The 26,986-nt window shown below is 55.6% G+C and carries 22 protein-coding genes; 13 read left to right on the top strand and 9 right to left on the bottom strand.

Features of this window, described 5'->3' with window-relative positions:
• Positions 1-203: 203 nt before the first annotated feature.
• From sapA to H7K52_RS05870, 7 genes are all read left to right on the top strand, one after another.
• The gene (gene sapA / locus H7K52_RS05840; protein ID WP_003853805.1) at positions 204-1,829 is read left to right on the top strand and encodes an ABC transporter substrate-binding protein SapA; all 1,626 of its coding nucleotides are present in this window, start codon (positions 204-206) and stop codon (positions 1,827-1,829) included.
• Complete coding sequence (sapB, locus tag H7K52_RS05845; RefSeq protein ID WP_039660158.1) at positions 1,826-2,791, top strand: putrescine export ABC transporter permease SapB; 966 nt, start codon at positions 1,826-1,828, stop codon at positions 2,789-2,791. The genes sapA and sapB overlap by 4 nt, the downstream gene beginning before the upstream one ends.
• On the top strand, positions 2,778-3,668 hold the full coding sequence (sapC, locus tag H7K52_RS05850) for a putrescine export ABC transporter permease SapC (RefSeq protein ID WP_078804454.1): 891 nt from the start codon (positions 2,778-2,780) through the stop codon (positions 3,666-3,668). Before sapB ends, sapC begins: the two co-directional genes overlap by 14 nt.
• A complete protein-coding gene (sapD, locus tag H7K52_RS05855; protein WP_003853811.1) occupies positions 3,669-4,664 on the top strand; it encodes a putrescine export ABC transporter ATP-binding protein SapD in 996 nt (331 codons plus the stop codon).
• Position 4,665: 1 nt separating this feature from the next.
• Positions 4,666-5,469, top strand: coding sequence for a putrescine export ABC transporter ATP-binding protein SapF (sapF, locus tag H7K52_RS05860; RefSeq protein WP_003853814.1), 804 nt, complete (start codon positions 4,666-4,668; stop codon positions 5,467-5,469).
• Positions 5,470-5,610: 141 nt separating this feature from the next.
• The gene (gene fabI, locus H7K52_RS05865; protein ID WP_003853816.1) at positions 5,611-6,399 is read left to right on the top strand and encodes an enoyl-ACP reductase FabI; all 789 of its coding nucleotides are present in this window, start codon (positions 5,611-5,613) and stop codon (positions 6,397-6,399) included.
• A gap of 217 nt (positions 6,400-6,616) precedes the next feature.
• Positions 6,617-7,729, top strand: coding sequence for a CMD domain-containing protein (locus tag H7K52_RS05870; RefSeq protein ID WP_008925264.1), 1,113 nt, complete (start codon positions 6,617-6,619; stop codon positions 7,727-7,729).
• A 5-nt stretch (positions 7,730-7,734) separates the two neighbouring features.
• On the opposite strand, the gene H7K52_RS05875 is transcribed toward H7K52_RS05870, so the two are convergent.
• The 4 genes from H7K52_RS05875 to H7K52_RS05890 all read right to left on the bottom strand — a co-directional run bounded on the left by H7K52_RS05875 (position 7,735) and on the right by H7K52_RS05890 (position 13,015).
• A complete protein-coding gene (locus tag H7K52_RS05875; protein ID WP_033743061.1) occupies positions 7,735-8,631 on the bottom strand; it encodes a LysR family transcriptional regulator in 897 nt (298 codons plus the stop codon).
• A gap of 186 nt (positions 8,632-8,817) precedes the next feature.
• A complete protein-coding gene (locus H7K52_RS05880) occupies positions 8,818-9,546 on the bottom strand; it encodes a YoaK family protein (RefSeq protein ID WP_008925266.1) in 729 nt (242 codons plus the stop codon).
• 153 nt (positions 9,547-9,699) lie between these two features.
• On the bottom strand, positions 9,700-11,244 hold the full coding sequence (locus tag H7K52_RS05885) for a methyl-accepting chemotaxis protein (protein WP_003853826.1): 1,545 nt from the start codon (positions 11,242-11,244) through the stop codon (positions 9,700-9,702).
• 184 nt (positions 11,245-11,428) lie between these two features.
• Complete coding sequence (locus tag H7K52_RS05890) at positions 11,429-13,015, bottom strand: PTS transporter subunit EIIC (RefSeq protein WP_140033364.1); 1,587 nt, start codon at positions 13,013-13,015, stop codon at positions 11,429-11,431.
• A 260-nt stretch (positions 13,016-13,275) separates the two neighbouring features.
• On the opposite strand from H7K52_RS05890, the gene H7K52_RS05895 reads away from it, so the two are divergent.
• The 5 genes from H7K52_RS05895 (at position 13,276) to pdeR (ending at position 22,325) form a co-directional block, all read left to right on the top strand.
• Positions 13,276-15,579: an FdhF/YdeP family oxidoreductase gene (locus tag H7K52_RS05895; protein ID WP_039660145.1), complete on the top strand. Its 2,304-nt coding sequence runs from the start codon at positions 13,276-13,278 to the stop codon at positions 15,577-15,579.
• A gap of 112 nt (positions 15,580-15,691) precedes the next feature.
• A complete protein-coding gene (locus tag H7K52_RS05900) occupies positions 15,692-17,626 on the top strand; it encodes an exoribonuclease II (protein WP_182629821.1) in 1,935 nt (644 codons plus the stop codon).
• A gap of 201 nt (positions 17,627-17,827) precedes the next feature.
• Positions 17,828-19,897 (top strand): carbon starvation CstA family protein, encoded by a 2,070-nt coding sequence (locus H7K52_RS05905; RefSeq protein ID WP_008925270.1) that lies wholly within the window; start codon positions 17,828-17,830, stop codon positions 19,895-19,897.
• Positions 19,890-20,180: a YbdD/YjiX family protein gene (locus H7K52_RS05910; protein WP_003853839.1), complete on the top strand. Its 291-nt coding sequence runs from the start codon at positions 19,890-19,892 to the stop codon at positions 20,178-20,180. Before H7K52_RS05905 ends, H7K52_RS05910 begins: the two co-directional genes overlap by 8 nt.
• Positions 20,181-20,339: 159 nt before the next feature.
• A complete protein-coding gene (pdeR, locus tag H7K52_RS05915) occupies positions 20,340-22,325 on the top strand; it encodes a cyclic di-GMP phosphodiesterase (protein WP_182629822.1) in 1,986 nt (661 codons plus the stop codon).
• A gap of 12 nt (positions 22,326-22,337) precedes the next feature.
• Here the strand turns inward: pdeR and H7K52_RS05920 are convergent, their stop codons facing one another.
• From H7K52_RS05920 to araD, 3 genes are all read right to left on the bottom strand, one after another.
• Positions 22,338-23,204, bottom strand: coding sequence for a crotonase/enoyl-CoA hydratase family protein (locus H7K52_RS05920; protein WP_003853843.1), 867 nt, complete (start codon positions 23,202-23,204; stop codon positions 22,338-22,340).
• A gap of 145 nt (positions 23,205-23,349) precedes the next feature.
• A complete protein-coding gene (gene kdgT, locus H7K52_RS05925) occupies positions 23,350-24,333 on the bottom strand; it encodes a 2-keto-3-deoxygluconate transporter (RefSeq protein WP_003853844.1) in 984 nt (327 codons plus the stop codon).
• Between the two features lie 215 nt (positions 24,334-24,548).
• Positions 24,549-25,247, bottom strand: a complete 699-nt coding sequence (gene araD / locus H7K52_RS05930; RefSeq protein WP_039660139.1) for an L-ribulose-5-phosphate 4-epimerase — start codon at positions 25,245-25,247, stop codon at positions 24,549-24,551.
• Between the two features lie 349 nt (positions 25,248-25,596).
• Here araD and osmB point away from each other — a divergent pair, with 349 nt between their 5' ends.
• Positions 25,597-25,812, top strand: coding sequence for an osmotically-inducible lipoprotein OsmB (gene osmB / locus H7K52_RS05935; protein WP_003853848.1), 216 nt, complete (start codon positions 25,597-25,599; stop codon positions 25,810-25,812).
• A gap of 80 nt (positions 25,813-25,892) precedes the next feature.
• On the opposite strand, the gene yciH is transcribed toward osmB, so the two are convergent.
• Both yciH and pyrF read right to left on the bottom strand, forming a co-directional pair.
• Entirely contained in the window at positions 25,893-26,216 is a 324-nt protein-coding gene (yciH, locus tag H7K52_RS05940; RefSeq protein ID WP_008925275.1) for a stress response translation initiation inhibitor YciH, read from the bottom strand.
• Complete coding sequence (gene pyrF, locus H7K52_RS05945; protein ID WP_182629823.1) at positions 26,216-26,935, bottom strand: orotidine-5'-phosphate decarboxylase; 720 nt, start codon at positions 26,933-26,935, stop codon at positions 26,216-26,218. The genes yciH and pyrF overlap by 1 nt, the downstream gene beginning before the upstream one ends.
• Positions 26,936-26,986: the final 51 nt, after the last annotated feature.

Below are 26,986 nucleotides of genomic sequence, written 5' to 3' on the forward strand. Positions count from 1 at the left end.
GCCACCGTCGAAGTGCATATGAATAATAATCATTCCTATTATCATTTGTAAAGCACCCGTTGAGAATTTTTCTCATTACCACACCTTCTGTGCGCTCTTTTTCCTGATGCAGGATGAAAAACAGCCTGGTAGCCGCTGCAGGTTTTGGGACAATGCCCGCTTTGCGATACACTCTGCCTAATGCCTCAAAATCGTTGAGTTCTATGTCAAAACTACTATGTTCGCTGTTGCTCAGCCTCAGCGTGTTGAGTGCCCCTGCGTGGTCAGCGCCTGCGGGTGATATCCGCCAGACCGGCTTTGTCTATTGCGTCAGCGGCACGCTGAATACCTTTAACCCGCAGATGGCCAGCAGCGGGCTGACTGTCGATACCCTGGCGGCACAACTTTATGACCGCCTGCTGGATGTTGATCCCTACACCTATCGTCTCAAACCCGATCTTGCGTCCAGCTGGGAAGTGCGCGACAACGGCGCAACGTATCGCTTTCATCTGCGTGGCGGCGTGCAGTTTCAGCAGACCAATCAGTTCCACCCTACCCGACCGCTGAACGCAGACGACGTTGTTTTCAGCTTCGAGCGGATGTTTGACCGTAATCACCCCTGGCATAACGTCAACGGCGGTAATTATCCCTATTTTGATAGCCTGCAATTTTCCGACTCAGTGCAGAGCGTGAAGAAAATCGACAGCAGGACGGTTGAGTTCAGACTCAACAGCCCGGATGCGTCGTTCCTGTGGCACATGGCGACCCACTATGCGCCGGTGCTGTCGAAGGAGTATGCCGACCAGCTGACGGCGCAGGGACACCAGGAAGAGATGGACAGGCAACCCGTTGGCACCGGCCCTTATCAGCTCAGCGAATATCGCACCGGCCAGTACATCCGTCTGGCGCGCAATCCTCATTACTGGAAGGGTGTTCCGCGTCTGCAACAGGCGGTAATCGATCTGGGGTCTGGCGGTACCGGACGGCTCTCCAAACTGTTAACCGGCGAATGCGATGTACTGGCCTATCCCGCGGCCAGCCAGCTCAGCATTCTGCGCGATGATCCGCGCCTGCGGATGACCCTGCGTCCTGGCATGAATATCGCCTATCTGGCTTTTAATACCCGCAAGCCGCCGCTCGACCGTCCTGAAGTGCGTCACGCGCTGGCGCTGGCAATCAACAATGAGCGGCTGATGGAGTCGATTTATTACGGCACCGCCGAAACGGCTGCCTCCATATTACCGCGCGCTTCCTGGGCCTATGACAATGATGCGCGTATTACCAGCTATGATCCGGATAAATCCCGGGCCGCGCTGGCGGCATTGGGCATCAGCGATTTGCATCTGCGACTGGTGGTGCCAGTGGCATCGCAGTCCTGGAATCCCAGCCCGCTTAAAACCGCCGAATTGTTACAGGCAGATCTGGCACAGGTTGGTGTGCGGCTGACGATTGTACCGGTAGAAGGCCGTTTCCAGGAGGCGCAGCTGATGGCGATGAATCATGATCTGACGCTGTCAGGCTGGGCCACTGACAGTAACGATCCTGACAGCTTCTTCCGTCCTCTGCTCAGCTGTGCGGCGATTCGCTCACAGACCAATTACGCGCACTGGTGCTCGCCGGCCTTTGACGAAACACTGCAGAACGCCCTGTTATCACAACAACTTTCGGGCCGCATCGACAGCTATGACAAAGCGCAACAGATTCTGGCACAGGAGTTACCGGTACTGCCGCTGGCATCCTCTTTGCGGCTCCAGGCGTTTCGTCATGATATCAAGGGGCTGGTGCTGAGTCCGTTTGGCAACGCCTCGTTTGCCGGGGTTTATCGTGAAGCTGATGAGGGGAGTAAATGATTATCTATATTTTGCGGCGCCTGCTACTGCTGCTCATTACCCTGTTTCTGCTGTCGCTGGTCAGCTTCAGCCTGAGCTATTTTACCCCTAATGCGCCACTGGAAGGCGCTGCACTCTCGGACGCCTGGTGGTTCTGGTTTAAAGGGATGCTGCAGTTTGATTTCGGCGTCTCCAGCACTAACGGTCAGGAGATTGGTTTACAGCTGCGCGAGGTGTTCCCGGCCACCATGGAGCTCTGTATCCTGGCGTTTCTGTTTGCGCTGCTGGTGGGCATTCCGCTGGGAATCTGTGCCGGTGTGATGCGCAACAAATGGCAGGATAAAACCATCAGTGCGCTGGCGCTGATTGGCTTTTCTGCGCCGATCTTCTGGCTGGCGCTGATTCTGACGCTCTTCTTCTCGCTGACGCTGGGCTGGCTGCCGGTGTCAGGTCGTCACGATCTGCTTTATCCGGTTCAGAACGTCTCTGGTTTTGCGCTGATTGACGCCTGGCTGAGTCGTTCGCCGTGGCGACATGAGATGATTATCAGTGTCCTGTCGCACCTTATTTTGCCGGTGCTGGTGCTGGCGATGGCACCGACAACAGAGGTGATACGTCTGCTGCGCAACAGCACCAGCGACGTGATGGACAAAAATTATGTTAAAGCGGCCGCCACGCGCGGTCTTTCACGCTTTACCGTCATCCGCCGCCACGTGCTGCATAACGCGCTGCCGCCGGTGATTCCACGTCTTGGCTTGCAATTTTCCACCATGCTGACGCTGGCGATGATTACGGAGATGGTCTTTAACTGGCCTGGTCTGGGACGCTGGCTGATTAACGCGATTCGCCAGCAGGATTATGCGGCGATCTCAGCCGGTGTCATGGTTATTGGCGGACTGGTGATCCTGGTGAATGTGATTTCTGACATTATTGGCGCGGCCATGAATCCGCTGAAACATAAGGAATGGTATGCCGTCCGATAATATCTACGCCGAAAAACGCCTGCCCAGCGCATTTCGTCAAAGCTGGCATCATTTCTACGGCAACCCGATTTCAATGGTCGGACTGTATGGCTTTGGCGCACTCTTATTGCTCTGCCTGTTTGGCGGTCTGATAGCGCCCTACGGTATTGACCAGCAGTTCCTGGGCTATCAGCTGCTGCCGCCCTCCTGGTCACGCTATGGCGATGTCTCGTTCTTTCTCGGGACTGACGATCTGGGTCGCGATGTACTGAGCCGCCTGCTGAGTGGCGCAGGCCCCACAGTGGGTTCAGCGATTCTTGTGACGATCTCCGCCACCCTCGGAGCGCTGGTATTGGGCGTGCTGGCGGGCATGACGCACGGTATCCGCTCGGCCGTCATGAACCATGTCCTGGACACCCTGCTCTCGATTCCGTCGCTGTTGCTGGCGATTATCGTGGTGGCGTTTCTCGGGCCACGACTCGAACATGCGCTGCTGGCCGTCTGGCTGGCATTGATGCCACGTCTGGTCCGCGAAATATACAGCGCCGTGCATGATGAGCTGGAAAAGGAGTATGTGGTGGCTGCTCGCCTTGATGGCGCTCGCGGTCGCAACATTCTGCGCTATGCCATATTGCCCAATATTCTGCCGCTGCTGATTACCGAAATAACCCGCGCGCTGTCGATGGCCATTCTGGACATTGCCGCACTTGGCTTTCTCGACCTTGGCGCGCAGTTGCCTTCGCCGGAATGGGGCGCGATGCTCGGCGATTCACTGGAGCTGATCTACGTCGCACCCTGGACCGTTATGCTGCCCGGCGTGGCGCTGATGGTGAGCGTATTAATTGTTAACCTGCTCGGTGACGGCATCCGTCGCGCCGTCGAAGCGGGAGTGGAATAAATGCCGTTACTCGATATCCGTAATCTCACCATTGAATTTATGACCGCTGACGGGCCGGTCAAAGCCGTTGACCGCGTTAATCTGACGCTGGGCGAAGGCGAAGTCCGGGGACTGGTCGGAGAATCCGGCTCCGGCAAGAGTCTGGTCGCCAAAGCTATCTGCGGCGTCACCAACGATAACTGGCGTGTTACCGCTGACCGCATGGTGTTTGATGATGTGGACCTGCTGCGCTTATCGCCGCGCGAGCGTCGTCGCATTATCGGACACAACGTCTCAATGATTTTTCAGGAGCCGCAATCCTGTCTGGATCCCTCAGAGAGCATTGGTCGCCAGCTGATGCAGGTGATCCCGCGCTGGACGTACAAAGGGCCATGGCTGAAACGCTTCTGGTTCTGGCGCAAAACCCGCGCTATCGAACTGCTGCATCGTGTCGGCATTAAAGATCACAAAGATATTATGCGCAGCTTCCCTTATGAGCTGACTGAAGGTGAGTGCCAGAAAGTGATGATCGCCATTGCGCTGGCTAACCAGCCGCGCCTGCTGATTGCGGATGAACCAACAAATGCCATGGAACCGACCACCCAGGCGCAGATTTTCCGCCTGCTGAGCCGCCTCAACCAGAATAACAACACCACTATTCTGCTGATCAGCCATGACCTGCGCACAATGAGTCAGTGGGCAGATCGAATCAACGTGATGTACTGCGGTCAGACGGTGGAAACCGCCCAGAGCGAAGATTTGATGAGTACGCCGCATCACCCTTATACCCAGGCGCTGATTCGGGCCATGCCCGATTTTGGGCGCGCCCTGCCGCACAAAAGCCGTCTTAATACCCTGTCGGGCGCGATTCCGTCGCTGGAGAGTTTACCGATTGGCTGTCGTCTGGGGCCTCGCTGTCCCTATGCCCAGCGTAAATGTATTGAAACGCCTCGGCTCACCGGCAGCAAAACCCATCTCTACGCCTGTCATTTCCCGCTGAATATGGAGGGCCAGTAGCATGGAGACCCTGCTGGAAGTGCGCAACCTGAGCAAAACCTTTCGCTACCGTACGGGCCTGTTTCGCCGTCAGCACGTTGAAGCAGTGAAATCGGTAAGCTTTACCCTGCGTGAGAAACAGACGCTGGCGATTATCGGCGAAAACGGCTCGGGTAAATCCACCCTGGCGAAGATGCTCAGCGGCATGGTCGCCCCCACTGAAGGTGAGATTCTGATTGACGATCATCCGCTGACCTTCGGCGATTATGGCTATCGCAGTCAGCGCATACGCATGATTTTTCAGGATCCCTCAACCTCGCTGAATCCGCGACAGCGCATCAGTCAGATCCTGGAGTTTCCATTGCGGCTCAATACCGAGCTGAATGCGGAGGAGCGCGAGAAACGCATTATTGCTACGCTTCGCCAGGTTGGCTTACTGCGCGATCATGCCGGGTACTATCCTCACATGCTTGCCCCCGGTCAGAAACAGCGTCTGGGCCTGGCGCGTGCGTTGATCCTCCAGCCTAAAGTCATTGTGGCCGACGAAGCGCTGGCCTCGCTGGATATGACTATGCGATCTCAGCTGGTGAATCTGATGCTGGAACTGCAGGAGAAGCACGGGATCGCCTACATTTATGTCACGCAGCATCTGGGCATGATGAAGCACATCAGCGATAAAGTGCTGGTGATGCATCAGGGCGAAGTGGTCGAGCGCGGCGGCACGGCGGACGTGCTGGCCTCCCCGCTGCATGATCTGACACGACGGCTGATCAGCAGCCACTTTGGCGAAGCACTGAGTGCCGAAGCCTGGCGGCGTGAGCGCTGATTTTTGCTGCATATCGCGGAAATTGCGGGGCGATTTACCTGATTTATGAGAGACGTGCTAGAATCCGCACGTCGATTAACGTCGGTCGCTTACTTTTTAATCATGCGGCCGCCAACTACAATGACCATAAGGATTACAGCTATGGGTTTTCTTTCCGGTAAGCGCATTCTGATTACTGGCGTTGCCAGTAAACTTTCCATCGCCTACGGTATTGCACAGGCGATGCACAAACAGGGCGCAGAACTGGCTTTCACCTACCAGAACGACAAGTTAAAAGGTCGTGTGGAAGAGTTTGCCAAAGAGTTGGGTTCAGACATCGTGCTGCCATGTGACGTAGCTGAAGATGAGAGCATCAAATCTCTGTTCACTGAACTGGCAAAAACCTGGCCAAAATTTGACGGTTTCGTTCACTCTATCGGTTTCGCGCCTGGCGACCAGCTGGTAGGCGACTACGTGAACGCCGTGACTCGTGAAGGCTTTAAAATCGCGCATGATATCAGTGCTTACAGCTTCGTCGCGATGGCCAAAGAGTGCCGCGAGATGCTGAATCCACAGTCTGCGCTGCTGACCCTCTCATACCTGGGTGCTGAGCGCGCAATCCCGAACTACAACGTGATGGGTCTGGCGAAAGCGTCGCTGGAAGCTAACGTGCGTTATATGGCGAACGCCATGGGGCCGGAAGGCGTGCGTGTTAACGCCGTTTCTGCGGGTCCAATCCGCACCCTGGCAGCTTCAGGCATCAAAGATTTCCGTAAGATGCTGGCGCATTGCGAAGCGGTCACCCCGATTCGCCGTACTGTCACCATTGAAGATGTTGGCAACTCAGCAGCATTCCTCTGCTCTGATCTGGCTGGCGGCATCACCGGTGAAGTGGTACACGTTGATGGCGGCTTTAGCATCGCTGCAATGAACGAGCTGGAACTGAAATAAGTTCCGCAAGGGCGAGCCTGGCTCGCCCTTCTCTTTATCCCCGCCTCGCTCTTCCTGCCTGATTTCGCTCCCGTTATACCGTAACGCTATTAATTATCACCGATCATTCTTTTGCCCCGGCCTGCCCATCAGCGACGATAAGCCTGACCTTCGGTTTATGCACATTTTCAGACTTTGCCGCCTGCATGCCGAACCCGATTTTGCAAAAGGATTGATCATGGAACAACGCCGCTATCCGGGCCATAACCACTGGTTTTATGAAAGCCAGACCAGTCCACGTATTGCTCAGGCCGCACCGCTGGTGCCAGAGGCTGCCCATATTGATGACCGTTTTCTGCTGGGATGCTACGCCGATAACACCGTAGTGCAGTCACTGCTGCGCACGCATCAGCCGGCCCTGCTGGCCGCGCGCGATCTGGCACAACTGCTTTTTCCTGATCGCGTCAACAACTCACTCACCCATACACTAACGCTCTACGATCGCCTCAGTACTGCGCTAACCGTCGCGCAGGTCGCGGGCGTGCAGCGGTTGTGTAATCACTACTCTGCCCGATTAAATCCATTGCCCGGGCCCGACTCCTCACGCGAGAGTAATAATCGCCTGACCCAGATTACACAGTATGCCCGCCAGCTGGCGATGCAGCCTGAGCTCATCAACGCGAGCGCGATCACCGCCCTCGATGCGGTCGGCCTGACTGAACCCGATATTGTCACGCTGAATCAGGTGATCGGGTTTGTCAGTTACCAGGCACGCGTGGTTGCCGGATTGCAGGCGCTGCAGGGTCAGCCGGTACGCTGGCTGCCGGGCAGCTCCCTGCCCCCTGATGCTGATTCCACCGGTTTTGACCAGCCTGCCCGCTGGCAGCCCGTGCTGAAACCGCTGGAGTTGCGCTATGCCAGTGCTGAGCAGCTCGCTGCCGTTACCCGCTGTCAGTCTCTGCCCGGCATGCAGGAGGCGGTATGGCTGCTGGCCCATGATCCCTCGGCGCTCTATGGCTGGGCGCAGCTGTGTCAGCATCTTTCTCAGGAGGATACGCTGGCCGAGGCAACCGCTGCGCGTATTCTGGGCAGTCGCTGGGCGTTCCGGCTGCTGGACGGGAACGACATCCTGATTGAGGGTGTGGAGGAGACGGCGTCAAAAGGTGAAGAACAGCTGATTATTGCGCTGTCGGTACAGCTGACCCGGTCACCTGAGCGATTCAGCGCCGCCCACCTGCAACCGCTGATGGAGGCAGGCTGGGAGGCTGAAGCGTTGTTCGCGCTAATACAGCGTGTTGCGCTAGGCAACTGGAACAGCCGCCTGTTTTACGCGCTGGGCGAGGCGAAGTAACTGCGTTATACCGGCAGCAGACCACGCGCTTCGTCGAAAAAGTGCTGTGCCAGCGGTGTGGCACGGCCAGGTTCGGCTATCACCAGTGCCGCCTGACGTGCCATCGGCGGCAGCGTAATGGCGCGCTGCTGCAGTCCCTGCAGTGAAGCGGGCAGCAGGTGACCAACCGGCGACACCAGCAACCCCAGCCCGACCTGTGCACACTGCATCAGTTGCATAATAGAGGCACTCTCAACGATCACTCGCGGCACCAGTGCCGCCTCGCGAAACGCCATATCAATGTAGCGGCGGAAATAGCGCGTGGGCTCCGCCAGACAAAGTGGCTGTTGAGCCAGTTCATCCAGCGTCAGCGGGGTTCCCCCCACCAGCTCGGGGAAATGGTCGGGATGGAATACAGCTTCAGCGCCCCGGTCTGCCAGCATCTCGGTCTGAAAATGGAGTTCCCGTAGCGTCGCCATCTCGAAAAAACCGATACCGACATCCACGGTGTGGCTATTGAGCGCTTCCAGCAGCTGATCAGCACTCAGTACCGCAATGCGGTAGTCGAGCTGGGGATAACGCGCCTGCACCGCTTTCAGCAGCAACGGCAGCGCCATGCTGCACTGCGGCACCACGCCAACCCGCAGCGTGCCGTTCACCCCATGTTTCAGTGATTCAACTTCCAGCTTCAGCCCCTGATACACCGAAACAATTTCACGCGCCCAGGCCAGCACGCGATCGCCCTCTGGCGTAAATCCGGCAAAGTTATTGCTGCGGTTAATCAGCGGCAGGCCCAGCTCGCGCTCCAGGTTTTTCAGGCGCATCGAGAGCGTTGGCTGTGTAACAAAACTGGCTTCTGCGGCCCGCCCGAAATGGCGTTCACGCTCCAGATTACATAGGTAGATCAGTTGTTTAATGTCGATGTTATTTATCCATCTGCAGGTTAAAGCGTGTTTTCGTCACTGTCTCGCTGTCAGAGTCAACCCGAGTTAAAAGTGAGATGTTACCCTGCTTAACTATGGCAGTTTTAACCGCACGGTTCATTGGCGCAAGGGGAACGATGAATCAGCAACCGATGTGCCCTGAAAAGCGGCAGAGCGTATGCCCCTCTACATCTTCACGACCGCTGTTTTCGCGGGTTTAGTGAATATGGCATTCAGCGCCAGACAGATTAAGCCGAACCCCACCGGTAGCAAAAAATCGTAGCCTAACAGCCGGTAAAGCCCGATTCCGGCTATTCCTCCTGCGAGGAAAGCCAGCAATGTCAGCGTGTGTAGTCGCAGCCGGTCCAGATATAGCGGTGCATCTTTCGGCGAGGTTTTACGCCGTAGCACCTCAAACAGCATCGCCATTTCAATGCCGATGTCGGTCGCTGTGCCAGAAATATGGGTTGTACGAACACGTGCATTAGAGATCCGCGTAACAACCGCATTTTGCAACCCCATCAGGAAGCTCAGGCTCGTGATTAACACCACGCCAGGTGACAGCGGCGGAAAGTGATTCTCGATCACGCCCAGCGCAATCAGCGCGGTGCCCTCCAGCAGGATGACAAACGCATAGATAGTGCGGATGTTTCTGCGGTGCCCGGCATTAATGACGAGGGTCGAAAACAGGGAACCCACAATAAATAACAGGACGATCGACAGAAAAAACAGGCCGGGCCCCAGATTCGCTTTTGCCAGATGATCGGACAACAGCGAGACATTCCCTGTCATGTTGGCTGAAAAAAAACCGACGATCTCAAAGGCTGCGGTATTCAGCGCGCCTGCAGCAGCGGCAAGCGTGCAGGCGAGTCGGGTATCGGCGCTATTGCTGCGGCCATGGGTGCTGGTTAGCATGACGACCCTGTGTTCAATGGAAAGCCTTATAATCCGCCGAATCTCTGCCCGCGACAAGGCGCTGCGTCAAACTCGCCCCTCTCTGCCATGCTTTACTTAGCAGCCCGCTGCTCAGCACGCTGCGCTGCATACACTCAGCGCAGAGTGGGCTGATTAATGCGTTGCCAGCCGGAAGGTGGAGACCGACTGCGTCAGGTACTGTACCTGCTCTTCCAGCGAGGCAGAGGCCGCCGCAGACTCCTGCACCAGCGCCGAGTTCTGCTGAGTAACGCTATCCATCTCGGTGACGGCCTGCTCAATCTGACCGATGCCGCGACTCTGTTCATCAGAGGCCGTGGAGATATGCTCCATCAGCAGATTGACGCGGCTGACCGAGGAGATAATCGCGCTCATGGCATCACCGGTCCGGCTGACCTGATCAGAACCGGCATGAATGATCGAAACCGATTCTGCTATCAGCCCTTCAATCTCTTTGGCAGCGGTGGCGCTGCGCTGGGCAAGATTACGCACTTCCCCTGCCACTACCGCAAAGCCACGTCCCTGCTCACCTGCACGGGCGGCTTCAACGGCTGCGTTCAGCGCCAGAATATTGGTCTGGAAAGCGATGCTGTCGATAACGGTCGTGATCTCTTCAATCTTCTTCGAGCTGGCATTAATCAACGCCATTGATGTCACCACTTCCTGCGAGACTTTTTCACCGCTCTCCGCATTCTTCACCGCTTCACTGGTCAGACGGCAGGCTTCAAAGACGTTTTCGGTATTCTGTTTCACCGTGGCGCCCAGTTGCTCCATGCTGGCCGCCGTTTCAGTCAGTGCGGCGGCCTGCTGTTCGGTACGCGAGGCAAGATCGATGTTACCCGCTGCAATCTCCTGCGAGGCGGTGGAAACGGAGCGGGTTGAATCACGCACCTGCAGAATAATGGTGGTCAGCGCACTGCGCATCTGCTCCAGTGAGCCCATCAGCAGCTGAATTTCGCTGCGTGAACCTGACCTGGCCGGTACCGTGGTATCCAGCACACCCGCCGCAATCAGTTTGCAGTGTTCCTGCGCGTCATTAAGCGGTGAAAGTACGTAGCGCTTCATGAAGATGTAAATGGCAATAATAATGGCAAAAAACAGGACGCCAAACAGCCCAAGCAGCGTAATGCCGGCGGTGAAGTGACTCTGGGCATCGCTGTTCAGCTTTTTAGCATACGTTTCATGCTGGGCCAGCACCCGATCCAGAATGATTTCGTACTGGCGATCAAGGCGAACCACGTTAGGGATCTGACTTTTAAAGCGCACCTGATCATGCGCCTCAGCGGCATCAATTAAGGGTTGTAGTCCCTGCTGACGATAGGCCAGATAAGCCTGACTATAGGCGTCAGCTTCGGCTTCTTCGCCCGGCAGACGCGGCGCATTCATGTAGGCCTGAAATGCGGCATCCGCTTTACCGGCTACGGTCCGCACACTGTCCAGCGTGGCGGGATTGTTTGCGTCGCTGCCCTCAATCTCCTTCATATATTCCATCAGACGGACACGCAGCGTTCGGCTGTGGTTGATCGGGTCAATCACTGAGAGCACCACACGGATCTCTTTGTTAACCGCATTCAGGGAGTGATTGCTCTGAATCAGGAGCCAGGTACTGATTGCCACGCTGGTCAGAAACAAGGCCAGCAGGAAGGAAAATATCATCAGGGAAGATTTTTTTAACGACATTGCGGTGTTCCAGTAATGAGGGGATTAATCGCTATATCGGCAGAAAGAGGTGCCCCATTAGGGTAAGGATTTTTTTAGTTACAATAGGCGGGTGGGCAGTGGTCAGTATCTCCACCAGGAATGGTGCAAACCGCCCGCTGCACCGGGCGGTTAACGTGATGCTCACGCCTGAAATGAGCTGGGGTTATGCAACACCCAACGCCATTTTTACCTCATTTGCGATCTTCTCAACCTGCGGGCCATAGATCACCTGAATGTCGTGCTCGCTGACACGATTAACACCGTTCGCACCGGTGCTCATCAGCGTCTGATCGACCACCTGATTCATCTCTTTAACCCGAACCCGCAGACGGGTAAAGCAGCAATCGACATCCTCAATGTTGGCCTGCCCACCCAGTCCGCTAATAATCACCTGCGTGCGTTCATCCGCGGTCACCTGTTGCGGTTTTTCATCCTCCGACTCCCGGCCCGGTGTTTCCACATTCATTCGGGTAATCACCAGCCGGAAAGCGTAGTAGTAGATCGGCGCATAGATTACGCCCAGCGCCAGCGTCCACCACCAGTGGGTTTTCGCCCCGCCCAGCATGCCGAACACCACCAGGTCGATGACGCCGCCCTGCACGTTGCCGATCATCAGATGCAGCATCGACATCAGCATAAACGACAGGCCGGTCAGGAAAGCGTGCAGCAGGTAGAGCACTGGCGAGACAAAGATAAAGCAGAACTCCAGCGGTTCCGTAATGCCGGTGGTGAAAGAAGTCAGTGCGCCCGCCATCACCAGCGCTTTGACCCGCTGTTTATGTTCAGGCCGCGCGGTGTGATAGATCGCCAGCGCCGCCGCGGGCAGGCCAAACATCATGACCGGAATCTTGCCCTGAGCCAGAAACTGCGTGGCGGTGCGCAACGTCTCATCGGGGATCGATCCCGGATGGGTCAGCGAGGCGTTGAAAATGTTCAGCGCACCGACAACCGTCTGACCATCGACCACCGCCATGCCGCCAATCGGCGTGAAGCGCACGGTTTCGTTGAGGATGTGATGCAGACCGGTGGGAATCAAAATGCGCTCAAAGGCCCCCAGCAGAAACGCGCCATACTGGCCGCTTTTACCAATCATCTGTCCAATCCAGGCGATGCCATTGCCAATGGTCGGCCAGATCAGCGCCAGTAACACGCCAATCAGCGGCAGACAGACCACGGTAATGATCGGCACAAAACGCCGTCCGCCAAAAAAGCTGATCGCCGTGGGCAGTTGCTGCGTGTAAAAACGATTGTGCAGCGCCACCGTGATCAGTCCGGCAATGACCCCACCCAGCACGCTCATGTTGTAAGTGAAGACACCCAGCATGTTGATGTACTCCGCCGAGGTCATCATGGCGGTGGTCTGATCCATTCCCGCCTGCTGCAGGGCTGCCGGTGTGGTCGTCGCCGCCGTAATCCCTTTCGCCGCCAGCGTGGCGCTGATGCCGACATTCATCACGATGTAGCCAATCACTGCGGCAAAGGCGGCCGTGGGTTTTTCTGCTTTTGCCAGACCGATGGCACTTGCTACCGCAAAGAAGACGGGCAGATTAGCAAAGAGCGCGCCTGCCACTTTGCGAATAAAGCCAATGATTATCTGGGGAATCTGCATCTGCGCAAAAGCATCGCCGGTTACCGCCGGATTCTGCATCGCCGCCGCCAGTCCGAGAAAAATACCGGCGGCCGCGATGACTGAGATGGGCATCATCAATGCTTTGCCAAACGCATGGATCTGGCTGGTCAGCTGTTTCATGGCGTCACGCTCTCTCTGATTGTGAACAGCAAGTATTAGCCTGTTGTCAGCAGAACTCCCGTTATCGGCCGGTTTAAGGCGGGTAAAATCTGAGCACCATCACATTTCAGGCCTGTTCACGATAAACGCCAGCTATCGCACCATTATGTCAATCAATTAGACAAGGTATAACGATAGCTGCAGACTTCCTTTCACCATCAGGCTATAACCTGATAACAAACACCAAACAATAATGCCTACTATAAAAGCCTGCACTCACTATGAAATTTAAACGCCAAATCAAACCCTATCGCGCGGCTGCGGGCGGCTGGGGTTCTCTGGAAGCCACCACGCGTTTCGTGCTTGACAGCAAAGCGGCCCTGAAAAATATGCGCAACCTGATGCGCATGAATAAAGCACGCGGTTTTGACTGTCCGGGCTGCGCCTGGGGTGATGACAACAAAAGTACCTTCAGCTTCTGCGAAAACGGGGCCAAAGCGGTCACCTGGGAAGCGACGCGCCGCATGGTCGACACCGACTTTTTTGCTAAACACAGCGTAACCACGCTCTATACCCAGAGTGATTACTTCCTGGAGTATCAGGGGCGTCTGACTCATCCGCTGCGCTATAACGCGGAAACTGACCACTATGAGCCGATCAGCTGGGAAGATGCGTTTGCGCTGATCGCGCAGCACATCAAGGCGATGGATCATCCGAATCAGATGGAGCTTTACACCTCCGGTCGCGCCAGCAACGAAGCCTCCTGGCTCTATCAGCTGTTTGGTCGCCTGATGGGAACCAATAACTTCCCTGACTGCTCGAATATGTGCCACGAAGCCAGCGGCACCGGTCTGAAGCGCAGTATTGGCGTCGGTAAAGGCACGATTCGTCTGGATGATTTCGATCACGCCGATGCGATTTTCGTCTTCGGTCAGAATCCCGGCACCAACCATCCGCGTATGCTGCACAGCCTGCGTCATGCTGCCGATCATGGTGCGAAGATCGTCACCTTTAATACCCTGCGCGAGCGCGGTCTGGAACGTTTTGCCGATCCGCAGAAGCCGCTGGAAGTCGTCACCTCAAAAGCGGGTAACATCAGCTCGTCTTATTATCAGCCCAATCTGGGTGGTGATATGGCGGCGGTGCGCGGCATGGTGAAATCCCTGCTGGAGACCCATCGCGCGCGTCTGGCAGCCGGTGAAAGTGGCCTGTTTGACCAGACCTTTATCAATGCTAAAACCAATGGCATTGAGGCCTATCTGGATGCGGTGGATAACACCAGCTGGATGCAGATTGTGGCGCAGTCTGGCCTGACGCAGGCGCAGATCCGTGAAGCGGCGGCGATTTACCAGAGCGCTGACCGGGTGATTTGTACCTGGGCAATGGGCATCACCCAGCACAAACACTCGGTAGACACGGTTCGCGAAATCACCAACCTGCAGTTGCTGTTTGGTCAACTGGGCAAAAAAGGCGCAGGCCTCTGCCCGGTTCGCGGTCACAGCAACGTGCAGGGTAACCGCACCATGGGGATTGATGAGAAACCGGCTAAAGCGTTCCTGGACGCGCTGGGTAATCATTTCAATTTCGAGCCACCACGTGCCGCGGGCCATAACACCGTTGAAGCGCTGAACGCGATGCTGCGTGATGAAGTCAAAGTGCTGATCGCGCTGGGTGGCAACCTGGCTGCGGCTGCGCCGGATTCACCGCGCACCGAAGAAGCGATGTCACGCTGTGGTCTGACTGTGCATATCAGTACCAAACTGAATCGCAGCCATCTGGTGCCGGGTCATGAAGGGCTGATTCTGCCGACGCTGGGCCGCACCGAACGCGATCTGCAGGCGACCGGCAATCAGTTTATTACCGTGGAAGACTCCTTTAGCATGGTGCACGCCTCTGAAGGGATTGGTATTCCGCTGGCGGAAACACAGCGTTCTGAGACCTGGATTGTTGCCGGTATCGCGCAGGCGGTGCTGGGTGATGAGAAAGTGAAATGGCGCGAGCTGGCCGGTGATTACAACCTGATTCGTGAGCATATCGCGGCAACGATTCCGGGCTTTGCCGACTTCAATGCGAAATGTGATATCCCCGGCGGTTTCTACCTGGGTAATGCCGCTGCCGAGTTGCGCTTCAATACGCCGAGCCAGAAAGCAGAGTTCAATGCCGCGGCGCTGCCGACCTCGCTGTTCCCGAATCTGGATCAAGAGGTCCCTTTCACTCTTCAGACGCTGCGTTCACATGACCAGTACAACACCACGATTTACGGCCTTGATGACCGTTACCGTGGCGTGTTTGGTCAGCGCGAAGTGGTGTTCATCAACCCGGATGATATGACAGACCTTGGTTTCACCGAAGGTCAGAATGTCGATATCGAGACACTCTGGAATGATGGCATTACCCGTCGCGTCAGCGGCTTCAAACTGGTTCCCTATAATATTCCGCGCGGTAATCTGGCGGCTTATTACCCGGAAACCAACCCGCTGGTGCCGCTGAACAGCTTTGGTGATGGCAGTGGCACACCGACCTCTAAGTCGGTGCCGGTGAAGCTGGAACTGTCAGCGGCACTGCCTGAACAGCGCATTGCCTGACCTCCCTTTCACTCCTCTCTGAAAAGCCGGTTCGTCCGGCTTTTTGCCTTGCCGCGCGCCGCCGAATCGCGTAAAACTGTCAGCCGCAATCAGGCCACGAAACGTAAAAATTATGTTCCAGGATAACCCGCTGCTCGCGCAGCTGAAACAGAAGCTCCATTCGCAAACGCCTCGAGCTGAAGGCGTCGTTAAAGGCACCGAAAAAGGCTTCGGCTTTCTGGAAGTCGATGCGCAGAAAAGTTACTTCATTCCGCCCCCGCAGATGAAGAAAGTGATGCATGGTGACCGTATTACCGCTGTGATCCATAGCGAGAAAGATCGCGAAAGCGCTGAGCCGGAAACGCTGGTTGAGCCGTTCCTGACCCGCTTTGTTGGTCGGGTGCAGAAGAAAGACGATCGCCTGTCGATTGTGCCGGACCATCCCCTGCTGAAAGATGCGATTCAGTGTCGCCCCGCACGCGATGTCAGCCATGAGTTTGAGAATGGCGACTGGGCAGTAGCAGAAATGCGTCGCCATCCGTTAAAAGGCGATCGCGGCTTCTATGCCGAACTTACCGATTTTATTGTCAAAGCTGATGACCATCTTGCTCCGTGGTGGGTGACGCTGTCGCGTCATAACCTTGAGCGTGAAGCACCTGATGTCAGCTTTGGCGAGATGATGGATGAAAACCTGACGCGTGAAGATCTGACCGCGCTGGATTTCGTCACCATCGACAGCGCCAGCACCCAGGATATGGATGATGCGCTCTATGCAGAAGCACAGGACGACGGCACCCTGCGTCTGACTATCGCTATCGCCGATCCGACCGCCTATGTGGCAGAGGGCAGTCAGCTTGATAAGCTGGCGGCACAGCGTGCGTTTACCAACTACCTGCCGGGCTTTAATATCCCGATGCTGCCGCGCGAACTCTCTGATGATGTCTGCTCGCTGCGTCCGAATGTGCGTCGTCCGGCGCTGGCCTGCCGCGTCACGGTAGCTGCCGATGGCACCCTGGGTGATGACGTCGAGTTCTTTGCTGCCTGGATCGAGTCTAAAGCCAAGCTGGCTTATGACGATGTCTCTGACTGGCTGGAAAACAGCGGCACCTGGCAGCCAGAAAGCGAGGCGATTGCTGAACAGATTCGTTTGTTGCACCGCCTTTGCCTGGCGCGCAGCGAGTGGCGTCAGACCCACGCGCTGGTGTTTAAGGACCGCCCGGATTACCGCTTCCTGCTCGGTGATAAAGGCGAAGTGCTGGAAATTGTGGCTGAACCTCGCCGCATCGCTAACCGTATCGTTGAAGAGTCCATGATTCTGGCCAACGTCTGCGCGGCAAAAGTGCTGCGTGATCGTCTGGGCTTTGGTATTTACAACGTGCATGCCGGTTTCGATGCCACCAATGCTGAACAGGCTGCGGCGGTACTGGCGAATCATGGTATTAACGTGGATGCACAGGCGATCACCACACTGGAAGGTTTCCGTGTGCTGCGTCGTGAGCTGGACGCCCTGCCGACCCAGTTTCTTGATAGCCGTATCCGTCGTTTCCAGACTTTCGCTGAGATCAGCACCGAGCCCGGCCCGCACTTCGGTCTGGGTCTGGAGGCTTACGCTACCTGGACCTCACCGATTCGTAAGTTCGGCGACATGATCAACCATCGTCTGCTTAAAGCAATTATTCGCGGTGAGTCGATCGCACGTCCGGATGATGCGGTGACGGTAACGATGAGTGAACGCCGTCGCCTGAACCGGATGGCGGAACGTGACGTTGGTGACTGGCTCTACGCCCGTTATCTTGCACCCTTTGCGGCTACCGATCGTCGTTTCAGCGCCGAGATTATCGACGTGTCGCGTGGCGGCATGCGTGTTCGCCTGGTCGAGTTTGGTGCGGTTGCCTTTATCCCGGCACCGTTCATTCACGCGGTGCGTGATGAGCTGGTCTTAAGTCAGGAGAATGGCAGCGTACAGATCAAAGGTGACGTGGTTTACCGTGTGACCGACGTGATTGATGTCACCATCGCCGAAGTCCGCATGGAAACTCGCAGCGTCGTGGCCCGTCCCGCCGTCTGAATGTCGCGTATTTAAGCGCTGACACAAGCGGGATAACACTGGTTATCCCGCCCTTTCCCGCCCCGTTCTGATTGCAAAAAAGTTAAATTTGTACCCCGCTTCACACTTCTCCACTGATTAACTTTCACTTACATTCCATTACATTAAGTTTAACTCGTTGTTTTCGATCGCTTTCCTCTCGGTCCTCACAAGGAGTTAGTCATGAAAAACGTCAAAACCAGTGTGATCTGGTTAGTGGTGGCGTTAATCGGCGCGGGCGCTTTCGCCATGCTGGCCCTCAGCCGCGGCGAACACGTCAATGCAGTCTGGCTGGTGATCGCCGCTGTCGCCTGTTACAGCATCGCTTACCGCTTCTACAGCCTGTTTATCGCCCGCAATATTTTTGAACTGGACGATCGCCGGATGACGCCTGCCGAGCGGCTGAGCGACGGACTGGATTATGTTCCCACCAATAAATGGGTGCTGTTTGGCCACCATTTCGCGGCCATTGCGGGCGCCGGTCCTCTGGTCGGTCCGATTCTGGCCGCGCAGATGGGGTTTCTGCCGGGCACTATCTGGATTCTGGTCGGGGTGATGCTGGCAGGCGCGGTTCAGGATTTCCTGATCCTGTTTATCTCGACCCGCCGTGATGGCCGTTCGCTGGGTGAAATGGCGCGGCAGGAGCTGGGCGCATTCGCTGGTGTCGTGACGATGCTCGGCGCGCTGGGCGTGATGATCATCATCCTGTCGGCGCTGGCGCTGGTCGTCGTGAAGGCACTGGCAAACAGCCCGTGGGGGTTGTTCACTATCGCGGCCACCATTCCGATTGCGCTGTTTATGGGCGTCTACATGCGCTTTATCCGCCCCGGTAAAATCGCCGAAGTGTCATTGATTGGTTTTGTGCTGATGATGGCGGCGATTATTTATGGCGGCGACGTCGCACAACATCCGTACTGGGGCCCCTTCTTTACCCTGAAAGGCACCTCGCTGACCTGGGTTCTCGTCATCTATGGCTTTATTGCTTCTGTGCTGCCGGTCTGGCTGCTGCTGGCACCGCGCGACTACCTCTCCACTTTTCTTAAAATAGGCGTGATTGTCGGCCTGGCGGTGGGCATCGTCTTTGCCATGCCAGAGATGAAAATGCCAGCAGTGACCAAATTTATCGACGGTACCGGTCCGGTATTCTCCGGCGCGATGTTCCCGTTCCTGTTCATTACCATTGCCTGCGGAGCAATCTCAGGCTTCCATGCGCTGGTCTCCAGCGGCACTACACCAAAACTGGTGGAGAGGGAGAGTCATATCCGCTTTATTGGCTATGGCGCGATGCTGATGGAGTCTTTTGTGGCGATCATGGCGCTGATTTGTGCCTCGGTGCTGGATCCCGGCGTCTATTTTGCCATGAACTCCCCTGCCGCGCTGATTGGTACCACCGTTGAGAGCGCCTCTCAGGTCATTAATGGCTGGGGCTTTGTGGTCACGCCAGAAATGCTGAGTGGCATCGCCCGCGATGTCGGTGAAGGTTCCATTCTCTCTCGCGCAGGCGGCGCACCTACCTTCGCAGTGGGAATGGCCCATATTATTACCGAGATCTTCAACAGTCGGGCGATGATGGCATTCTGGTATCACTTCGCCATTCTGTTTGAAGCGCTATTTATCCTGACCGCGGTCGATGCCGGTACCCGCGCCTGCCGCTTTATGGTGCAGGATCTGGTGGGAACAGTGGTGCCTTCTATGGCGAACAACCGTTCCTGGCTGGGTAATATGGCGGGCACGACAGTCGCCGTTGCAGGCTGGGGTTTCTTTGTTTATCAGGGCGTGGTCGACCCGCTGGGCGGCATTAATACCCTGTGGCCACTTTTTGGTATCGGCAATCAGATGCTGGCCTCGATGGCGCTGATTCTCGGTACTGTGGTGCTCTTCAAAATGAAAAAGCAGCGTTACGCCTGGGTGACGATTCTGCCGACCGTCTGGTTGTTTATCACCTCAATGACCGCGGGCTGGCAGAAAATCTTCCATGAGAAACCTTCTATCGGTTTCCTGGCGCAGGCGAATAAATTCCGCAAAGGGCTGGATGAAGGCGTGATCATCGCGCCAGCAAAAAGCGTGGCGGATATGCAGACCATCGTGTTCAGCAATCAGATTAACGCCGCGCTGTGTGCTTTCTTTATGCTGGTGGCGGTCACCATGCTGATCTCGGCATTCTTTGTCATTCGTCGTGCACTGAACAGCTCGGTGCCGACCACCCGCGAGACGCCGGTAGCAATGCGCAACAAGGAGGTGCGCCATGTCTGATGCTATTCATCAGGTCCACCGTCCACACGGTGACTGGCAGATTCTGCACTGTAATGTGATTGCTGCTTCTCCGCCGCAGAGGTTTAGCTGGCGGGGATTCTGGCGCGGCCTGCAACAATGTTTTCGCTTAATGGTCGGGGTGCAGGATTATCAAAAATATCTGCAGCATATGCGACGGCATCATCCCGGACAGGCGCCGATGAGCGAGCGCGATTTTCACCGTTATTGCCTGGATGCGCGCTTCCCCAGCCAGGCCGGTAAACTGGGCAAATGTCCCTGCTGAACGCACTGAACAGCCCCGCACCGTCGGGGCTTTTTTGTGCCATTCTTATCTGGATGGGAAAATATATTTGGTTTGCACCTTGTGCTTGCCTCAGATGATGAATACTGTTGCTAAAATAATGAGATAACGCCTGCAGAGCACTTCCCGGAGGAAGTTTCCATGACCGATGAACAAGGGCAAACGTTGTTGTACACCCTTTTTGGTACAACCAGCCCTCATTGGCGTCTGACCGCGGACAGCGATGCATTGCATTTTGCCGAAGATGAGTCGTCACAAACTAATATCGCCCTGCCGCTGACACCCGGCCAGGCTGCAATGATCCGCGCAATGCCCGTCATTACTTCAAGTATCAATCTGACCATGTCCCTGCAAGGCATTGATGTGCCAATGCATTTTGTCGGACGTAAAGTTAACCAGGCCTCCTGGGCCGGAACTGCTTCTGCCTGGGGAGATACGTCTGCAGTCGCCCGTGACCTGACCCTGGGCCTTTCATTCGCCGAACAGGTGGTTTCTGAAGCTAATTCAGTGATTGTTATCCTCGATCAGCGTGGCAATATTCAGCGTTTTAACCGCCTGAGTGAAGAATATACCGGTCTGAATGAACATGAAGTTATAGGCCGAAATGTCTTTCAGTTGTTTATGACCCGGCAGGAAGCCTCACAGTCGCGGCGCAACATTGCAGGCTTCTTCCGTGACGGTAACTCGTACGAGGTGGAGCGCTGGGTTAAAACCAAAAAGGGCCAGCGACTGTTTCTGTTTCGTAATAAGTTTGTTCACAGCGGCAGCGGCAAAAATGAAATTTTCCTCATCTGTTCTGGTACAGACATTACCGAGGAGCGACGTGCCCAGGAACGCCTCCGGGTGCTGGCAAACACCGATACGGTCACCGGTTTACCTAATCGCAACGCCATTCATCAGCAGATTAGCCTGGCGCTGGAGCGCGCCGGGCATGATGAGACCGGTGTCGTCTATCTCGATCTCGATAATTTCAAAAAAGTGAACGACGCCTACGGTCATATGTTCGGCGATCAATTACTGCAGGCGGTCTCTCTCGCGATTCTTAGCTGTCTGGGTAAGGACCAGACGCTGGGTCGCCTGGGTGGCGATGAGTTTGTGGTGCTGGCTGAACACACCAGCCAGGCTGCGCTGGAGGCGATGTCCTCCCGCATTCTTGAGCGCCTGCGACAGCCTTTCCGTATCGGACTGATTGAAGTTTACAGTGGCTGTTCCATCGGCATCGCTTTCGCACCGCTGCATGGCGAAGATAGAGAGAGCCTGATTCGTAACGCGGACACCGCGATGTATCACGCTAAAGAGAATGGTCGCGGCAAGTTCTGTGTCTTTGCCGCCGAGATGAACCAGCGGGTCTTTGAGTATCTGTGGCTGGACACCAACCTGCGCAAGGCGCTTGAACTCGATCATCTGCTGGTACATTACCAGCCCAAAATTGATAGCGATGGACAGGTTCGCAGCGCCGAGGCATTAGTACGCTGGAACTCACCAGAGCGAGGTATGGTTTCGCCCGCAGATTTTATTCCCTATGCCGAAGAGTCGGGGCTGATTGTGCCGCTGGGACGCTGGGTAATGCTCAACGTGCTTCAGCAGATTGTCGTCTGGCGTCAGCAGGGCATTTTCCTGCGCGTCGCTGTCAATGTGTCTGCCCGTCAGCTGCTCGACCAAAGTATCTACACCGATCTGAAACAGGCACTGCATGAGGCGCATATCACTGATTGTCCGATTGATATTGAGCTCACAGAAAGTTGTCTGATTGAGAATGAAACTGAAGCGCTGAAGCTGATGAAACAGTTTCAGGAGCTGGGCGCACAGGTTCATCTGGATGATTTTGGCACCGGTTACTCTTCGCTTTCTCAGCTCGCACGTGTGCCGATCAATGCGATTAAGCTCGATCAAAGCTTTATCCGCGACATCAATAAACAGCCGGTATCACAATCGCTGGTGCGTGCAATCGTCGCCGTCGCGAAGGCGCTTGATTTGCAGGTGATTGCAGAAGGTATTGAGACGCCGGATGAAGAGAAGTTCGTGCTTAAAAGTGGTGTTGATGGGCGTCAGGGTTACTATTACGCAAAACCAATGCCCGCGGAACAATTTGGGCATTGGCTGGCTAAGCATCCTGCCCGCGTTTAATGCTGGTCCGGATTAACCCGCTTTACGCAGTGATGCGCTGTGGCGGTTTTGTAATTGTACCAGGCGTTCCATGTAAGCAATATCTTTAGGTTCGATAGTAAACGCGTAATCGACCCAATCTTCTGTGATATCCATGAGCTCAGCGCGTGACAATTGCAGCACGCGCTGGCGCGCTTTCAGCATCGCCCGCACGCCATTGAGTTTAGGCCGTAACGTGTCGATAAAGGTGCGAGTGGCACGATAGCTGTCGCCTGGCTGGAAGACCTTATCGACCAGTCCACGCGTCTCATACCACTCAGCGCTGTGAGACTCCCCTTCACAAATCAGCTCTTCGGCCAGTTTCATGCCGGAACGACGTGCCACCAGTGAGTAGCCGCCCATACCAGGGAACAGGTTAAAAGCAATTTCCGGGAAGCCCATCCGTGCATTGTTTTGCGCCAGGATGAAGTGATGCGCCAGCGCCGCTTCGAATCCGCCGCCTAACGCACTGCCCTCGATCATCGCCAGCGTCACCGCGCCTGTATCAAAACCGCGTGCTGCAGAATGGATGCAGTCCACGCAGGCACGCGCATAAGCCCGGAGCGCCTCGCGGCGGTTGTTGCGAATGCACTCAACAAAGAAGCGCAGATCGCCACCGGCGTTGAACATTTGCGGAACCAGTGACCCGGTGACCCAGAAGTCGATTGGCAGGCCCGAACGCTGAGCGGCATAGCTCAGGTTCATGATCTCCTCAATCAGTTCATGGTTGAAACTCGGACGGGGCTGTGCACGCAACATCATCCACATGGTACGACGCCCTTCTTCGTAATAGGCGACTAACTGCGTGGTATTGCCGACTTCGGTAAATAATCTGCACGTTGCTTGGTTAATAACTGTCATTGTCTCATCCTCTGTTTATATTTTGATGCGTTAAATACGCCACATCAGCGTAATGCAGAGTGAGGCCAGACCAAATGAGAGATTGATTTACAACACAAAATCCAGAGTGATCCCCGACTGGCGCGCCGGGGATTGATTAGGCAGGTTACTTAATAGCGGCACGCTGCCCGACGGCAACATGGAGACGCTTAAGGCGTTTTGAATAGATAGCGGTGATAATGGGCACCAGCACTGAGGTCACAATGACAGATGTGGCAACCAGCGCCGTTGCGGCAGGCGCAACCGGTTTAAACTGCGGCAACATCTCGGCAATCAGTACGGGTGTCGCCACTGCGGCGCCTGCCGTACTGGATGCGGCTATACCGGCCGTGCCATCCCCGCCGCCAATCAGCCGGTCGGCCAGAATAAGCGGGATACCTGTAATGATGATCACGGCGATGCCCAGCATGATGCCCAGCAGTCCGGTTTCCGCAATCACGCCCAGGTTAATGGTGTTACCCAGCGCAAAAGCGAAAAAAGGAATCAGTGTATGTACCGCTTTTCCGAAGAAGTCACGCAACTCCGGATCAAGATTTCCTAATGCAAATCCGACCACAAACGGCAGGACAGCGCCCACAAACACGTGTGGCTCGAATGAGGCGATACCCGCAGTACCCAGAATAACCATGGTCATTAATGGCCCGGACTCCAGTGACATCAGCACAAACGCGCCAGCCTCCTCTTTGGAACCGTATTGCTGCATGATCGAGGCATACAAGCCGCCATTCGTCATGTCCATTGCAGCTACCAGCGCCAGCGTGGATAAGCCCGCGAACATCCCCACTTCTACCCCATTCTCCGGCATCACGCGTGAGGCGATAGCCGCCACAACCCAGGCAACGGCAATTTTCGTTAACACCAGCGTCCCCGATTTACGCAGTACCGTGCCGGTAGCGCTGAGCTTTATCGATGCTCCCATACAGAAGAACCAGACGGCCAGAATCGGCACCGTCCCCGTCATCAGACCGTTGGTGAAAGAGCCGAAGTATTTCCCGGCGTCGGGAGAGAATGTATGGCAGAGTGCGCCGATAAACAGCGGAATAAGCATCATGCCGCCCGGAATTTTGTCTATTGCCCGTTTGATGTGCATACAGGTTTCACCTTTGCTTTGCCAGTGTTGGAGCAGGAAGTGCCCGAAGGCGATGAAAGCAAAGTAGTGATTTGAGGTTATTAAAACAGTGATCGCCTCGATATAAATGAAACGCTGTTTTATTTTTTCGGGATGGATGTTTTGATAACTATGATGGGGATCGCCATACCAGCGGCAATGGCGACAAAAAAAGGGACGCCGTCGCGTCCCGTTCGTTATTTTTGCCCGTACCAGGCATTCTCACCGTGCTTCCGCAGGTAGTGCAGATCGAGCAGCGTCTGATTAATGGGCGGCAGGTTAGCAGTAAGCTGCTGGCTAAAGAGCCCCATATAGGCCACCTCCTCCAGGACAACCGCGCTGTGTACAGCGGCATGGGCGTCTTTACCCCAGGCAAATGGGCCGTGGGAGTTGACCAGTACCCCCGGGATCGCCGAAGGCGATAATCCGCGCTGCGCGAACGTCTCAATAATCACTTCGCCCGTGTTCCACTCGTACTCGTGCTGAATCTCTTCGTTACGCATCGCGCGGGTGCAGGGGATCTCGCCATAGAAATCGTCGGCGTGGGTTGTTCCCCAGGCCGGAATGGGTCGTCCTGCCTGCGCCCAGATGGTCGCATGACGCGAATGCGTATGGACAATGCCACCGACTTCCGGCCAGGCGAGATAGAGCGCACGATGCGTCGCCGTGTCCGATGAAGGGCGTTTATCCCCTTCTACCACATTGCCACTCGCCAGATCGACCACAACCATGTCGTCGCGCTTCATCACTTCATAGCGCACGCCGGAAGGTTTAATCACCAGCAAACCCTGCTCGCGATCAATCGCGCTGACATTCCCCCAGGTAAAGGTCACCAGGTTGTATTTGGGTAGATCCAGATTCGCTTCCAGAACCTGTTGTTTAAGGTGTTCCAGCATCTCTTTTCTCCTGCTGACAATCGTCCCTGAATTTTGCGGAGTCGGACGCGAAAGAGTTATGGAGCAAATGGCTATAAACGCAGAAGGAATGGCTGTGAATGAAAAAATGTGCCGTGATTTCAGAATTTTCCATCTTCGGAATTATTGCAGAACGCTTAGAATCCTCTCAGACAATGCGTGGACCTGTTGGCCTGTCGCATTGTGACTCACCCGCTACAAACGGTTTGTCCATGGTGATCACATTTCTATGCCGTCAGGGATGAGGCAATAATGCGACACAAGCGGGCTGAGGAAATATCGGAGCTATACTAAGAGTGTTGCCTCTGTGAGCACATCAAAGGAGAAGTGTATGACTACAACAATGAAACGAATCACTGCCGTTGTACTGGCTACCACGTTAGCTGTTGCCCTGAGCGGCTGTTCTAACTGGTCTAAGCGTGACCGCAACACCGCCATTGGCGCGGGCGCGGGTGCGATTGGGGGTTCAGTATTGACCAATGGTAGCGCGCTCGGCACAGTCGGTGGCGCCGCAGTTGGTGGTATTATCGGTCATCAGGTCCACTAAGGACCTTATTAAAAGAATAAACGGCTACGCTAAGCATCTACATGACCATCGGGCTACTTCGGTAGCCCGATTTTTTTAATTCAGCCGCCCGCCAGTTTGACTTTCATCCCTTTAGCTTCCAGCAGGCTTTTCAGTAAATCGCGTTTGTCACCCTGAATCTCGATAACACCCTCTTTTACCGATCCACCACAGCCACACTTCTTTTTCAGTTCAGCGGCCAGCAGCGTCAGTGCTGCATCATCCAGATCAATGCCGGTGATCAGACAGACGCCTTTGCCTTTGCGTCCGCTGGTCTGGCGCTGGATGCGTACAATGCCATCCCCTTTTGGCCGCTCTGCTTTAGTCTCAGGCTGGGTAATGCGCCCGCTGTCGGTGGAGTAAACCAGTCGATTATCCTCTGCCATTATGGTGTCTCCAGACTGTGCAGGATCGCCTGCAGGGTGGCGGCGGGATCGGCGGATTGGGTGATCGGACGCCCTATCACCATGTAGTCTACGCCCGCCTGCTTCGCCTGCTGGGGTGTCATGATGCGACGCTGATCGCCTGCATCGCTGCCTGCCGGGCGAATTCCCGGCGTGATCAGCGCAAAATCCTGACCCAGAACCTGTTTGAAGCGAACCGCTTCATGTGCAGAACAGACCACGCCATCCAGCCCGCATGATTGCGTCAGCTTCGCCAGTCGTTCTGCCTGTTCGGCAGGCGAAAGTGTAATGCCCAGCTCTTTGAGATCGTCTGCATCAATACTGGTCAGTACGGTCACCGCAATTAGCAGAGGCGCATCTTTGCCAAAAGGAAGCAGCGCCTCGCGCGCTGCGTTCATCATCCGCGCGCCACCGCTGGCATGGACGTTGACCATCCAGACGCCGAGATCGGCAGCAGCAGCCACGGCATGGGCAGTGGTGTTAGGAATATCGTGGAATTTCAGATCGAGAAAGAGCTCAAAACCGCGCTGCTGCAGGGTTTTAACCAGCGAGGGTCCGAACAGCGTAAACATCTCTTTGCCCACTTTCAGTCGGCAACTGCGGGGATCAATCTGGTCTACGAAACGCAGCGCGCTGTCGAGGTCATGGTAATCCAGCGCGACCAGAATCGGCGAAGCGGTCACATTGTGGGGTGAAGGCATGGCATTTCCTCTGCAACAGGCGCCCGCAGGCGCATTAGACAAACGGCAAGC

This window comes from Pantoea hericii, assembly GCF_014155795.1.
GTDB classification, from domain to species: domain Bacteria; phylum Pseudomonadota; class Gammaproteobacteria; order Enterobacterales; family Enterobacteriaceae; genus Pantoea; species Pantoea eucalypti.

Bases quoted from the DNA above. Each gene is read 5' to 3' on its own strand.
- H7K52_RS05870 (WP_008925264.1), top strand. From the start codon at position 6,617: ATGGAACAACGCCGCTATCCGGGCCATAACCACTGGTTTTATGAAAGC.
- sapF (WP_003853814.1), top strand. From the start codon at position 4,666: ATGGAGACCCTGCTGGAAGTGCGCAACCTGAGCAAAACCTTTCGCTAC.
- sapD (WP_003853811.1), top strand. From the start codon at position 3,669: ATGCCGTTACTCGATATCCGTAATCTCACCATTGAATTTATGACCGCT.
- H7K52_RS05880 (WP_008925266.1), bottom strand. From the start codon at position 9,546: ATGCTAACCAGCACCCATGGCCGCAGCAATAGCGCCGATACCCGACTC.
- sapB (WP_039660158.1), top strand. From the start codon at position 1,826: ATGATTATCTATATTTTGCGGCGCCTGCTACTGCTGCTCATTACCCTG.
- fabI (WP_003853816.1), top strand. From the start codon at position 5,611: ATGGGTTTTCTTTCCGGTAAGCGCATTCTGATTACTGGCGTTGCCAGT.
- sapC (WP_078804454.1), top strand. From the start codon at position 2,778: ATGCCGTCCGATAATATCTACGCCGAAAAACGCCTGCCCAGCGCATTT.
- H7K52_RS05885 (WP_003853826.1), bottom strand. From the start codon at position 11,244: ATGTCGTTAAAAAAATCTTCCCTGATGATATTTTCCTTCCTGCTGGCC.
- H7K52_RS05920 (WP_003853843.1), bottom strand. From the start codon at position 23,204: ATGACAGTTATTAACCAAGCAACGTGCAGATTATTTACCGAAGTCGGC.
- yciH (WP_008925275.1), bottom strand. From the start codon at position 26,216: ATGGCAGAGGATAATCGACTGGTTTACTCCACCGACAGCGGGCGCATT.
- araD (WP_039660139.1), bottom strand. From the start codon at position 25,247: ATGCTGGAACACCTTAAACAACAGGTTCTGGAAGCGAATCTGGATCTA.
- H7K52_RS05900 (WP_182629821.1), top strand. From the start codon at position 15,692: ATGTTCCAGGATAACCCGCTGCTCGCGCAGCTGAAACAGAAGCTCCAT.
- H7K52_RS05890 (WP_140033364.1), bottom strand. From the start codon at position 13,015: ATGAAACAGCTGACCAGCCAGATCCATGCGTTTGGCAAAGCATTGATG.
- pdeR (WP_182629822.1), top strand. From the start codon at position 20,340: ATGACCGATGAACAAGGGCAAACGTTGTTGTACACCCTTTTTGGTACA.
- H7K52_RS05905 (WP_008925270.1), top strand. From the start codon at position 17,828: ATGAAAAACGTCAAAACCAGTGTGATCTGGTTAGTGGTGGCGTTAATC.
- osmB (WP_003853848.1), top strand. From the start codon at position 25,597: ATGACTACAACAATGAAACGAATCACTGCCGTTGTACTGGCTACCACG.
- H7K52_RS05910 (WP_003853839.1), top strand. From the start codon at position 19,890: ATGTCTGATGCTATTCATCAGGTCCACCGTCCACACGGTGACTGGCAG.
- H7K52_RS05895 (WP_039660145.1), top strand. From the start codon at position 13,276: ATGAAATTTAAACGCCAAATCAAACCCTATCGCGCGGCTGCGGGCGGC.
- sapA (WP_003853805.1), top strand. From the start codon at position 204: ATGTCAAAACTACTATGTTCGCTGTTGCTCAGCCTCAGCGTGTTGAGT.
- pyrF (WP_182629823.1), bottom strand. From the start codon at position 26,935: ATGCCTTCACCCCACAATGTGACCGCTTCGCCGATTCTGGTCGCGCTG.
- kdgT (WP_003853844.1), bottom strand. From the start codon at position 24,333: ATGCACATCAAACGGGCAATAGACAAAATTCCGGGCGGCATGATGCTT.